This window comes from Cupriavidus sp. CuC1, assembly GCF_044627735.1.
GTDB lineage: Bacteria > Pseudomonadota > Gammaproteobacteria > Burkholderiales > Burkholderiaceae > Cupriavidus > Cupriavidus ulmosensis.
Genome location: NZ_JBIUHC010000011.1, coordinates 79,232 through 91,376, shown reverse-complemented (window position 1 = coordinate 91,376; position 12,145 = coordinate 79,232). Strand labels below are relative to the sequence as shown.

9 protein-coding genes are annotated in these 12,145 nt (G+C 66.7%); all 9 read left to right on the top strand.

All coding sequences use genetic code 11. From position 1 onward, the window contains the following. Window positions 1-35 precede the first annotated feature (35 nt). Window positions 36-1,154, top strand: coding sequence for a GDP-mannose 4,6-dehydratase (gmd, locus tag ACGLHR_RS07265; protein WP_400092933.1), 1,119 nt, complete (start codon window positions 36-38; stop codon window positions 1,152-1,154). A 5-nt stretch (window positions 1,155-1,159) separates the two neighbouring features. Then, window positions 1,160-2,149: a GDP-L-fucose synthase family protein gene (locus ACGLHR_RS07260; protein WP_400092931.1), complete on the top strand. Its 990-nt coding sequence runs from the start codon at window positions 1,160-1,162 to the stop codon at window positions 2,147-2,149. A gap of 19 nt (window positions 2,150-2,168) precedes the next feature. Continuing rightward, on the top strand, window positions 2,169-3,344 hold the full coding sequence (locus tag ACGLHR_RS07255) for a glycosyltransferase family 4 protein (RefSeq protein ID WP_400092930.1): 1,176 nt from the start codon (window positions 2,169-2,171) through the stop codon (window positions 3,342-3,344). 191 nt (window positions 3,345-3,535) lie between these two features. Continuing rightward, a complete protein-coding gene (locus ACGLHR_RS07250; protein WP_400092928.1) occupies window positions 3,536-4,840 on the top strand; it encodes a glycosyltransferase WbuB in 1,305 nt (434 codons plus the stop codon). Between the two features lie 81 nt (window positions 4,841-4,921). Beyond that, window positions 4,922-6,160: an acyltransferase family protein gene (locus ACGLHR_RS07245; protein ID WP_400092927.1), complete on the top strand. Its 1,239-nt coding sequence runs from the start codon at window positions 4,922-4,924 to the stop codon at window positions 6,158-6,160. A 13-nt stretch (window positions 6,161-6,173) separates the two neighbouring features. Further along, window positions 6,174-7,688 carry a hypothetical protein gene (locus ACGLHR_RS07240; RefSeq protein ID WP_400092925.1) on the top strand — a complete coding sequence of 505 codons (1,515 nt, stop codon included), beginning with the start codon at window positions 6,174-6,176 and terminating at the stop codon, window positions 7,686-7,688. Further along, on the top strand, window positions 7,685-8,893 hold the full coding sequence (locus ACGLHR_RS07235; RefSeq protein WP_400092923.1) for a glycosyltransferase: 1,209 nt from the start codon (window positions 7,685-7,687) through the stop codon (window positions 8,891-8,893). The genes ACGLHR_RS07240 and ACGLHR_RS07235 overlap by 4 nt, the downstream gene beginning before the upstream one ends. 141 nt (window positions 8,894-9,034) lie before the next feature. Further along, window positions 9,035-10,777, top strand: a complete 1,743-nt coding sequence (locus tag ACGLHR_RS07230) for an FAD-dependent oxidoreductase (protein WP_400092922.1) — start codon at window positions 9,035-9,037, stop codon at window positions 10,775-10,777. A 176-nt stretch (window positions 10,778-10,953) separates the two neighbouring features. After that, entirely contained in the window at window positions 10,954-12,111 is a 1,158-nt protein-coding gene (locus ACGLHR_RS07225) for a polysaccharide biosynthesis/export family protein (RefSeq protein ID WP_318234446.1), read from the top strand. Window positions 12,112-12,145 lie beyond the last annotated feature (34 nt).

Sequence of the window (12,145 nt, the reverse complement as noted above, 5' to 3'; positions counted from 1 at the left end):
ACCAAGCATTACCAACGAAAGGCGGGAGAAAGATAATGACGCGCAAGGTTGCTCTGATCACTGGCGTTACCGGGCAGGACGGTTCGTATCTGGCTGAATTGCTGCTCGACAAGGGATACGACGTGCACGGCATCAAGCGCCGCACTTCCCTGTTCAACACGGACCGCATCGATCACCTGTACCGGGAGCGGCACGATCCCGACCGGCACTTCTTCCTGCACCACGGCGACCTGACGGACGCCACCAGCATGCTGCGCGTCATCCAGCAGGTGATGCCCGACGAGATCTACAACCTGGCGGCCCAGAGCCATGTGGCCGTCTCGTTCGAGGAACCCGAGTACACGGCCAATGCCGATGGCCTTGGCACGCTGCGCATCCTGGAGGCAATCCGCATCCTCGGGCTGCAGAAGAAGACGCGCTTCTACCAGGCCTCCACCTCCGAGCTGTACGGGCTGGTGCAGGAGATCCCGCAGAAGGAAACCACGCCGTTCTATCCGCGCAGCCCATACGCGGTGGCCAAGCTCTATGCCTACTGGATCACGGTCAACTACCGCGAAGCCTATGGCATGTACGCCTGCAACGGCATCCTCTTCAACCATGAGTCGCCGGTGCGCGGCGAGACCTTCGTCACCCGCAAGATCACGCGGGCGATCTCGCGCATCGCGGTCGGGCTGCAGGACGAGTTCTACCTGGGCAACCTGTCCGCGCTGCGCGACTGGGGCCATGCCCGCGACTACGTGGAGATGCAATGGCTGATGCTGCAGCAGGACCAGCCGGAGGACTTCGTGATCGCCAGCGGCGAGCAGTACAGCGTGCGCGAGTTCGTCCAGTGCGCCGCTGCCGAGCTTGGCGTGACCGTGCGTTTCGAGGGCAGCGGCGTGGATGAGGTCGGGATCGTGGAGTCGGTCAGGGGCAAGGAGACCAAGCTCACCCCGGGCAAGGTGATCGTGCGTGTGGATCCGGCGTACTTCCGGCCCACCGAGGTGGAGACCTTGCTGGGCGACCCATCCAAGGCCCACGCCAAGCTGGGCTGGGCGCCGCGTACGCCGTTCTCCAAGCTGGTCAAGGAGATGGTCCGTGCCGATTTCCAGATTGCCCGGCGCGATGCGCTGGTGACGCTGGCCGGCTTCCAGGCGCTGGAACACCACGAGTAATCACCATGGACAAGAACACCGTCTTCTTTATCGCAGGCCACAACGGCATGGTGGGCTCCGCGCTGGTGCGGCGGCTGCGGGCCGATGGCTACCGCAACCTGGTGACGCGGGATCGCGCCGAGCTGGACCTGACGGACCAGGGCGCGGTGCACCGCTTCTTTGCCGACGAGGGCATCGAGGTGGTGCTGCTTGCCGCGGCGCGCGTCGGCGGCATCCTCGCCAATGCCACGCGGCCGGCCAGCTTCCTGTACGAGAACCTGGTCATCGAGACCAACGTGATCCATGCCGCGTACCAGGCAGGCGTGAGCCGGCTGGTGTTCTTTGGCTCCTCCTGCATCTATCCACGTGACTGTGCGCAGCCGATCCGCGAGGAGTACCTGCTGACGGGCGCGCTGGAGCCCACCAACGAGGCCTATGCGATCGCCAAGATCGCTGGCTTGAAACTCTGCGAGGCCTACAACCGGCAGTTCGGCACACGCTATCTCTCGGTGATGCCGACCAACCTGTACGGCCCCAACGACAACTACGACCTGTCCACCAGCCACGTGCTGCCGGCGCTGATCAGCAAGGCCTACACGGCGACCCAGGAGGAGGCTCCCCGCATGACCATCTGGGGCACCGGCAAGCCGCGCCGCGAGTTCCTGCATGTGGACGACCTCGCCTCGGCCACGCTGTTCCTGCTGGAGCGCGAAGTGCCGGAAGGCGTATTCAACGTCGGCACGGGCCGGGACTTGCCGATACGCGAGCTGGCGGAGCAGATATGCCGCATTGCCGGCTTCGAGGGCGAACTCGCGTTCGATACCTCCAAGCCGGACGGCACGCCTTGCAAGCTGCTTGACGTTTCGAAACTGGGGCAGATCGGCTGGCGGCCCGCGATCGGCCTTGATGAAGGGATTTCCGCCGTCTACCAGGAGTATTCGCGGCGCAAGGAAGAGGGGTTGCCCAGGGTCGAGCAGGCAGGGGCAACAGCGCTCTCCGGCGCCGTTATCGAGTGACCGCAAACAGGAGATAACAATGTCAGGCTCAGTCACGATATTCCACAACGTAGTCTGGTCGCGCCACAAGGGCGCGGTGTTCTCGGCGTTGCACAGCCAGTCTGCGGCGAGCTCGATCCATTACGACATGGTGCAGATTGCGGAGACGGAGCACTTCCGGCTCGGCTTCTCGGACGTCGACTACTCGTTTCACAACTATCCCATGCACCAGCTGTACGCTGGCTGCTATGAGGATGTGCCGCGCTGGAAGATGACCGCGCGCCTGACCTGGGAAGTGCTCAAGGCCAAGGGCGAGCTGGTGGTGCTGCCGGGCTACCACCGCCCGGAATACTGGGCGATGCTGCTGGCCTGCATCGTCACCGGCAAGCGGCGCGCGGTATTTTGCGACTCCACGGGGCGGGACCGGCCGCGGCGCATGCTGACCTCCATTCCCAAGCGCGTGTTCTTCTCGCTGTGCCACGGTTACTTCGGCTTTGGCGAGCGCAGCCGCGAGTACCTGATGTCGCTCGGCGCCAAGCCGGAGCGGATCTTCACGCCCTGCCAGGCGGCCGCCATGCCGGCCACCTACAAGCCCGAGCAAGCCTTGCAGGAGCGCCTGAAGCATCGTGCCGACAGCGCGCCGGTGTTCCTGTACGTAGGCCGGCTGTCGGAAGAAAAGGGGCTGGACACGCTGCTGGAAGCCTTCGCCGGCCTGCACAAGAGGATGCCATCGGTAACGCTGCGCCTGGTCGGCACCGGGCCGATGGCAGGCACCCTGCGCCAGATGGCGGCGGAACTCGGCGTTGAGAACGCGGTATGCCAGGTCGGCAGCCTGCAGGACGAAGGCCTGTCCGAGGAGTACTACCGGGCGGCCTGCATGGTCCTGCCCAGCCATAGCGAGCCCTGGGGCCTGGTGGTCAACGAGGCGCTTGCCCACGGCTGCCCGACGGTGGTCAGCGAGAACTGCGGCTGCGTGCCGGAGCTGGTGCTCGAGGGCGAGACCGGGTTTGCGGTGCCGGCGCGCAGTGTCGATGCGCTGCAAGCCGGCATGACCCGCGCGCTGGCGGCATTCGCGGATACGCAGGCCACCGCCGAGCGGTGCCTCACCGTGATCCGGCGCTTCGATCCTGCGAACGCCGCGTCGAATATCGCGCGGGGCTGCGCCGCGATGCTGAGCGAGCCGGAAGTGCATCAGCGAACGGGCGTGCAGACCTAAGCCAGGACCGAGGCCCCGGGCGGCCTTTCTTACTGCTGCGTGTCTTGACCTTGCGATGGCCGCTGCGGCCATTGCAGGGAGGGTTGCGCGCGTTCGCCGCATACGCCGTTTATCCCCGGTCGGCCGGCTGGCCGGGAGCAAGGCGTCACGTTGCCGGAGTGACAGACGCAGAACCGAATGGAGAGTGTTTCGTGAGAATCCTGATCTGCGGACAGAACTATGCGCCGGAGCTGACCGGAATCGGCAAGTACACCGCCGAGATGGCCGAAGCGCTGGCTGCCAGCGGGCATGAGGTCCGCGTGGTCTGCGCGCCGCCTTACTACCCTGGCTGGCGCGTGGGCGAAGGATATTCCGGGTGGCGCTACACCCGCGAGCGGCGCGGCGGCGTCCACGTGCACCGCGCGCCGTTGTGGGTGCCCGCGCGCCCGTCCGGCGCCACGCGGCTGCTGCACCTCGCCAGCTTCGCGCTAGGCGCGCTGCCGTCCTTGCTCAAGCAGATGCTGTGGCGCCCGGACGCCGTGATGGCGATCGCGCCCAGCCTGATGAGCGTGCCCGCGACCTGGATGGTTGCGCGCATGGCCGGCGCTAAAACCTGGCTCCACGTGCAGGACTACGAAGTCGATGCCGCCTTCGCGCTGGGCATGCTCAAAGGCGCCCGGCTGCGGCGCGCAGCACTTGCCATGGAACGCTTCCTGATGCGCCGCTTCGACGTCGTGTCCACCATCTCGGAGAAGATGGCCGAGCATGCGGTGCGCAAGGGCGTAGCCAGCACGCGCGTGTTCCGCCTGCCCAACTGGGTGGACACCAGCGCTATCTACCCGCTGGAGCGGCCCAGCACCTATCGCGAGGAGCTGGGCATCCCGCCGGACCAGAAGGTGGTGCTCTATGCGGGCAACATGGGCCAGAAGCAGGGCTTGGAAATCCTGGTGTGCGCAGTTGCCGCCCTGGCCGGCAATGCCGGCATCACCTTTGTCTTCTGCGGCAACGGCCCGGCCAGGGCCATGCTGGAAACTCACTGCGCCGGGCTGGACAACTGCCGCTTCCTGCCGCTGCAACCCGTCGACCGGCTCAACGAGCTGTTGAACCTGGCGGACATCCACGTGCTGCCGCAACGCGGCGATGCGGCCGACCTGGTCATGCCCTCCAAGCTCACCGGCATGTTTGCCAGCGGCCGCGCCATCGTCGCCATGGCGCTGCCGGGGACCGAGCTGTTCGCGGCGGTATCGCCGCGCGGGGTAACGGTGCCCCCGGACGACGTCGAGGCCCTGGCGGGCGCCATCAAGCGGCTCGCGGCATCGCCCGCGCTGCGTGCGGAGTTGGGGGCCGCGGCACGCGCCTACGCCGAGGCCACGCTGTCCGCCGCCGCCGTGCTGTCCCGCTTCGACGCCAGGCTGCGCGCCTTGTGCGACGAAGGCGCGGTGCGGCCCGCGGCGGGGGAGTCTCGCGTTACGGAGGAGTTGCCTCCCAACGTGTTGCAGCCGGAGAAGGCGGAGTAGATGGCGATCGCGAAGGCAATCACAAGAGAAAAAGGCAAGAGCAGAGCCAAGAAGCAAAAACAAGGACAGGGGAGGTGGGGAATGCCAGCGACACAACAAAGAGCGGCGCCATTGCAAGGCAGCGCGGCAGCGCGGCCTGCCGGCACGGCGACGGCCAGCCACACCGCGGGGACATTGCCGGCGCTCACCAGCATCCGCTTCCTGGCGGCCTTGACCGTCGTGCTCTGCCACTTCACCGAGATCGGCGTGCTTGACGGCCCGGCGTGGTTCCTGCAGCTGGCGGACGGCGGGCGCCCGGCCGTCTCGCTGTTCTTCGTGCTGTCCGGCTTCGTGCTGACCTTCACCTACCGGGACAAGATCGGCCTGCCGGGCGGCGCTGCCGCGTTCTACGCCGCGCGCTTCGCCAGGATCTACCCGGTGCTGGTGCTCTCGCTGTTGTTGTCGCTGCCGGTGACGGCGTGGCTCTTGCACACGGGCGACAGCGAGCTGCTGCGCGAGTGGTATGGGCTCAAGGGTTCGTACTACGTGATGCTGGCAGCGAGCCTCGCGGCCCAGTTGCTGGCGCTGACCGCGTGGCTGCCGTTCTCTGCGCTCAACCAGCCCTGGAACGGGCCGGCCTGGAGCATCTCCTGCGAGGCCTTCTTCTACGCCTTGTTCCCGCTGCTGATACGCCGGCTCGACAAGCGTGGCGGCGGCGCCCTGGCGCTGCTGTGCCTGGCGCTGTGGCTGGTGCAAGGCGCGTGGATCGCGCTGCTGCAGGCGGCGCTGCCGCCGTCCAGGCATGGCTTCCTGGTGGCGCAGTTTCCGCTGACCCACCTCTTCGAGTTCGTGCTTGGCGTCTGCGCGGGCATTGCCTACGCGCGGCTGCGCGGCGCCGGCGGCAGCCGGCATGCGCTTGGCATGGGCCTGGTGGCCCTTGGGGTCTGCGCGGTCGGCACGCTGGCGGTGCTGCGCCCGCTCAGTCCCGCTTTCTACCTGCAGGCGCCGTTCTTTGGCGCGCTGATCCTCGGCCTCGCCTTGCTGGAGCGGCCGGTGGCAGGCGTGCTGCACCGGCGCTGGCTGGTGTCGCTTGGCGAGGCCAGCTTCGCGCTCTACCTGATTCACGTACCGCTGGCGCGCATGGCTTACCTGGCCGGCTGGCGCCAGCAGGCAGGCTGGCTGGCGGTGGCGTTGGCCATCTTGCTGAGCCTGGCCATCTACCGCTATGTCGAGGAACCGATGCGCCGGCAGTTGCGGTGGCGGCTGGCGCGAGCGCGCGTGGCGCTTCCCGCATCGGCGGCCCAGGCACCGGCCACGCCGGTGCAAGCCTCCAACGGATGAAGGAGGGCCCGCCATGCGCAACCGCTTCGCGACCATCTGGATATGGCTGATGCTATGCCCGCTGGCAGTGGATTTCAAAAGCGTCGATGAAAATGGCAGCCGTCTGACGCAGATCCTGCTGACCCTGCCGGTGATCGCAGCGGGCATAGCCCTGGCCTTGATCGCGCCGCACTTTGTCACGCGCACCCGGCTGAGCTCGGTGGTCATGGCCGCGTTGCTGCTGACCGTGCCGGGCAGCATCGTCCCGCAGCTGATCCAGGGCAACGATTTTGGCAACTACCTGCGCGTGTTGTTGCCGTTCATGCTGTTCCTGATCGGCTACCTGGCCGCGCGCCATCCGTGGCCGCAAGAGCGCCTGAGGCAGTTCGAGTCGGCGATGTTCGCCGCCATGGTGACGTCGCTGCTGTTCAGCTTTGCCTACGGCATGGCGGTTGGCGGCGGCCTGGAGACGGTGCGCTTTCGCATTGTCTCGGTGGTATTCCTCGCCACGCAGGGCGTGCTGCTGCATGAGTTCGTCATCGCCAGGCGCGTGACCAAGTTTACCGTGCTGCTGTTCATCGGCACCGTGACCATCGAAATGCTCAGCGTCACGCGCAGCTTGCTGGTCGGCACGGCACTGCTGTTCTGCTTTGCCACGTGGTTGAGCGCGGCGTCGCTGCGCCATCTGCTCAAGGCGGTGCTGCGCGCGGTCGTCATCACGACGGTGCTGGTAGGCGGAACCGCGTTGATTGGCTCGGAGCTGTTTCCGAGCGTCGCCGCGCACTGGACCCAGCGGATTGCGGCGGGCAAGGCAACCGCTTCCGGCATCGACCCGACGACCGCCACCCGGCTCGCCGAACTCAAGGACCAGTATGACCAGGTCACGTCGAATACGACGTCGCTCGTGATCGGCAAAGGCTACGGGCATTTCTATCGCTATTCGCCCGCTTACCTGAAGGCACTTTCCGGACAGATGAGCGAGAAGGAGTTCTACGCCATCAACGAGTGGACGGCGGGACATAACTTCTGGGTCTACCAGTTGTTCGCGGGCGGCTTGCTGTTTGGCATTGCGTTTCCCGCCATCGTCCTGTTCTCGCTCTATCGCGGCAGCATGGCCTATCGCCACTGGCGGCGCGTGGCGCCGAACGCGCCCAACCTGGCCGTGATGGGCCGCGCCTTGCTGGTGCTGGCGGCGCTGCCGGCCACGTCGATCGGCGGCAATCCGCTGGGCCCGCGCTTCTCCGGCGTGGTGTACGGCGTGGCGCTGGGCCTGCTGGTGGCCACGCACGCGCAGCTGGCCCGCTCGACGGCTGCGAAGCTGGCCGCGCAGGGTGCGGCGGCGGCCGAACGCGCGCGGCAGGCGCAACAGGCAAGACAGGGAAGGCCCAGGCGAGCCCCGCTGGCGGGGGCGCCCGCGCTCAGGCCCGCGTCCTATCCGCCGATGCTGACAGCGACAGCCCACGTGCCGGCTGCGAACGCGGCCGGCGACGACCAGCCCGAGCGCGCGCCCAAGCGTCTCCGATTTTCCCCGCAAGGAGTCGACCGATGAACATCCTTCACTTGCTTTCATCGATCGATCCCAGGCAGGGCGGACCGGTGGAGTGCGTGCGCCAGGGCAGCGCCCAGCTCATCGCGCAGGGCCATCGCGTGGAGGTGCTGTCGCTCGATCCCCCGGATGCGCCCTACCTGGCCGACTTCCCCTTGCCGTTGCATGTGCTGGGGCCCGCGCGCGGCTATTACCACTACTCACCCAGGCTGGTGCCCTGGCTGCGCGAGCATGCGCAGGAGTTCGACGCGGTCATCGTCAACGGCCTGTGGCAATACCATGGCTTTGGCGCATGGCGCGCGCTGCGCAAGCTGCAGGTGCCGTACTACGTCTACCCGCACGGCATGCTCGATCCCTGGTTCAAGCACGCCTACCCGCGCAAGCACCTGAAGAAGTGGCTCTACTGGCCGTGGGCCGAGTACCGCGTGTTGCGCGATGCGCGAGCCGTGTTGTTTACCGCGGAAGAAGAGCGGCGCCTGGCCAGCCAGTCCTTCTGGCTGTACCGCGCCAGGGAATCCGTCGTGAGCCTCGGCACGCAGTCGCCCCCCCCGGAGCATGACGCCGGCGGCGTGGCGTTGCGCGAGCGTTTCCTGGCGGCATACCCGGAGCTGCAAGGCAAGCGCATCGTCCTGTTTCTTGGCCGCGTGCACGAGAAGAAAGGCTGCGACCTGCTGATCGAGGCCTTTGCCCGCGTGGCGGAGCTGGACCCGAAGGCGCACCTCGTGATCGCGGGCCCCGATAGCGCGGGATGGGTACCGGGGCTGCAATCGCAGGCCGAGGCGCGCGGCATCGGCGCACGCGTGAGCTGGCCCGGCATGCTGCGCGGCGAGATGAAGTGGGGCGCGTTCTACGCAAGCGATGTCTTTGCGTTGCCCTCGCACCAGGAGAACTTCGGCATCGCGGTGGCCGAGGCGCTGGGCTGCGCCGTGCCCGCGCTGATCTCCGACAAGGTCAACATCTGGCGCGAGATCGAGCGTGACGGCGCGGGCCTTGCCGCGCCCGACACCGTCGAGGGATGCGAAGCGCTGCTGCGGCGCTGGCTCTCCATGGACGACGCCCAGCGCGCGCAGATGCGCGTCTGCGCCAAGGCAACGTTCAACCGGCGCTTCACCGTGGAAAGCATGGCCCGCGACCTGCTGCACGTGCTGCAGTCCGGCGAGCCGGCGCAGGCCGTGATGGAGCCCGAGTGGTTGGGCCACGATGCCTGATGCACGGTGCGTGTGGCAACGCGCGTGCTTGGCCGCGGTTGGCGCAATGTTGGCGCACGCGAGCGACGGCGTCGTACGAAGATTGAAGCGGGAAGGGTAGTGGCAATCCGTCTTGAAACCGGCGAACAGGGGGAGCAGTAGATGTTTATCGATACCAGAAAACTCGAAGAAGACTCAGTGGTGCACTCCACCGTCTGCATCATCGGTGCCGGCGTGGCTGGCATCACGCTCGCGCTTGAGATGCAGCGGCTTGGCATCGATGCCTGCTTGCTGGAGAGCGGCGGCTACAAGGCCGATGACGAGACGCGCGACCTCTATCGCGGCGAGAACATCGGGCTTCCCTATACCTTCGCTGATGGCAGCCGCAGCCGCTTTCTCGGCGGCAGCAGCAACTGCTGGGGCGGCTGGTGCCGCCCGCTGGATCCGTGGGACCTTGAAAAGCGCAGCTGGGTGGCGCACAGCGGCTGGCCGTTCGGGCTCGATGAGCTCACCCCATACTACGAGCGCACCCATGCGCTGCTCAAGCTCGGGCCCAACAACTTCGATCCCGCTTACTGGGAGGCTGCCATCCGCCGTCCCGACGTGCGCCGCCTGCCGCTGATCGGCGAGCATATCCGCGACACGATCTCGCAGTTCAGCCCGCCGGCCCGCTTTGGCAAGCTGTACCGCGAGCCGCTGGAGCAGTCGCATCGCGTCAAGGTGTATCTCTACGCCAACGTGGTCGACATCGGGACCAATGCCGATGCCACATCGGTGACCGAGGTCTCGGTCGCCACGCTCAGCGGGCGGCACATCAAGGTGGCGGCGCGCTTGTTCGTGCTGGCGACGGGCGGCATCGAAAACGCGCGCCTGCTGCTGGCATCGAACAAGGCGCAGCCCGCCGGCCTGGGCAATGGCGCGGACCTGGTCGGCCGCTATTTCATGGACCATCCGCGACTGATGTCCGGCAGTGTCCGCTTCAACAAGGGGTGGGCGCGCAACAAGCTCTACGACATCAAGTACCACTACCAGAACGCGGCGGTCAGTGCCAACGGCACCTACGTCTCCTCGCAGTTCGCGCTCAAGCCCGCGGTGCTGGAGCGCGAAGGCCTGCTCAATGCGCGGGTGTGGTTCTTCTCGATGTTCTACGGTGAAGGCAGCAAGGGCGCGGAGGCGCTGTTCCGCACCAAGCAGGCACTGCTGAAGAAGGACCAGCCGGGCCACAGCCTCACCCGCGACCTGCTGACCATGGCCGCGCATCCGGTCGATACCGTGGGCTTCGGGCTGACGCGGCTGATGCAGCCCCGCTCGCTGATCACCGACGTCAAGATGCAGGCCATCGTGGAGGCCGATCCCGATCCGGACAGCAGGGTGACGCTGTCCGAACATCGCGACCGGCTCGGCGTGCCGCGGGTGCGCGTGCACTGGCGCGTGGGCAGCCTGGTGCAGCGTACCTTCGACCGCACCTTCGCGTTGCTGGCGCAAGAGCTGCAAAGCAGCGGCGTGGCGCAAGTTACGCTGGATCCACCCGTCGAGGGCCAGCCCTGGCCCGCCGAACTCGAAGGTACCTGGCACCACATGGGCACCACGCGCATGCATGATTCGCCAACAATGGGAGTGGTGGACCGCAATAGCCGCGTCCACGGCATCTCGAATCTCTACGTGGCCGGCAGCTCGGTGTTTCCGACCGTCGGCGCGAATTTCCCCACCATCACCATTGCTGCGCTGGCATTGCGCCTGGGCGGGCACATCGCACGGGAGCTGGGCATGCCGTGCGCGACCTACACCAGCGACGGCACGCCGCAGCGAAAGGCGCCTGCACGCGAGCCGGAGCAAGCCATGACGCTTGCGGGTGCAGGCATGGCGGCTTCCACGCAGGGCTTGATGCCCTTGCGGGAGGAGTGACTTTCGGGGGCCACGCCTGGGTGCAGGCTTGCCTGCGCGACTGTGGCCTATCACACATAAAGACCAGGCTTTGGCGTGAATCTTGCAGCTATCCGGGGGCGGAGCCCCAGATGGATCGTTGCAGGCGGATCGCCCTCTACCGACTTGAATGCGGTTCACGACAAGGAAACGCTGCCATGGCAACCAGGATCTTTCCCGCTCTTGCATTCGTTGCCGTTCTCGGCGGATGTGCGTGGGCGCCGGGTCCGGCGCTCGACTCGAGTCGCCTGCAGGACGACATGGGTGCCAAGACTGGCACGCAAGCCTACCCGGTGCAACTGATCAACTCGGCGGTGATCTCTCGCCAGATTGACGCGGTCGCCACGACCAACAGCCAGGTGACGCCCGCCACGGGCGCGAACCTTGCCGAGAGCATCGCGAAGTACGAGTACCGCATCGGCCCGCAGGACCTGCTGGGCGTCACGGTGCTGTACAACCCGCAGCTGAGTTCCAGCGCGGCGAACATGCAGCCCATCCCGATGGCGCCCGGCGCCGACGGCGCGCAACAGCAGGGGCCGCTGGAGCAGAACGGGTTTCGCGTGGGCGCGAATGGCGAAGTCTACTATCCGCCCGTGGGCATGCTGCGGGTTGGCGGAAAGACCGTGGAGCAGGTGCGCAGCATGATCTCCACGGCACTGTCCAAGGAGATCCGGGACCCCCGGGTCGACGTGCGCGTGGTGTCGTACCGCAACAGCCGGATCGACGTCACCGGGTTGGTAAAGAACCCGGGATCGCTGCAGGTCACCGATGTGCCGCTCTCGATGATCAACGCCATCGCGCGCACGGGAGGCACGCTGCCCGACGCCGACGTGCAGAAGGTCAGGCTGACGCGCGGCGACAAGGTCTACGAGCTGGATCTCGATACGCTGACCGAGCGGCGCAATGGCGTTGGCGATTTTCTCTTGCAGGGCGGCGACGTCGTCAACGTGCCTGACCGGCTCGCCAGCCGGATCTTCGTGATGGGCGAAGTGGTCAAGCCGACCTCGCTGCTGATGAACAAGGGCCGCCTCACGCTGGCCGACGCGCTTGCCGGCGTCAACAGCATCGACATCCGCGCTGCCGACCCGCGCCAGGTATTCGTGATCCGCGGCGTGCGCGAAAGCCCGACCCAGCCGGCCGTGTACCGGCTTGACATGACGCAGGTGGATGCTTTGCTGCTGTCGACGCAGTTCCGCATGGAGCCGCTCGACGTGGTGTATGTGGGTACGTCGGATGCCGTGCGCTTTAACCGGGTGCTCGAGCAGATTACGCCGACCATCCAGACCCTGTTCTTCACCAAGCAACTTGGAAAATAAACCAGGGCTGGTGGGCAGGAAACGTTGGGCAGTT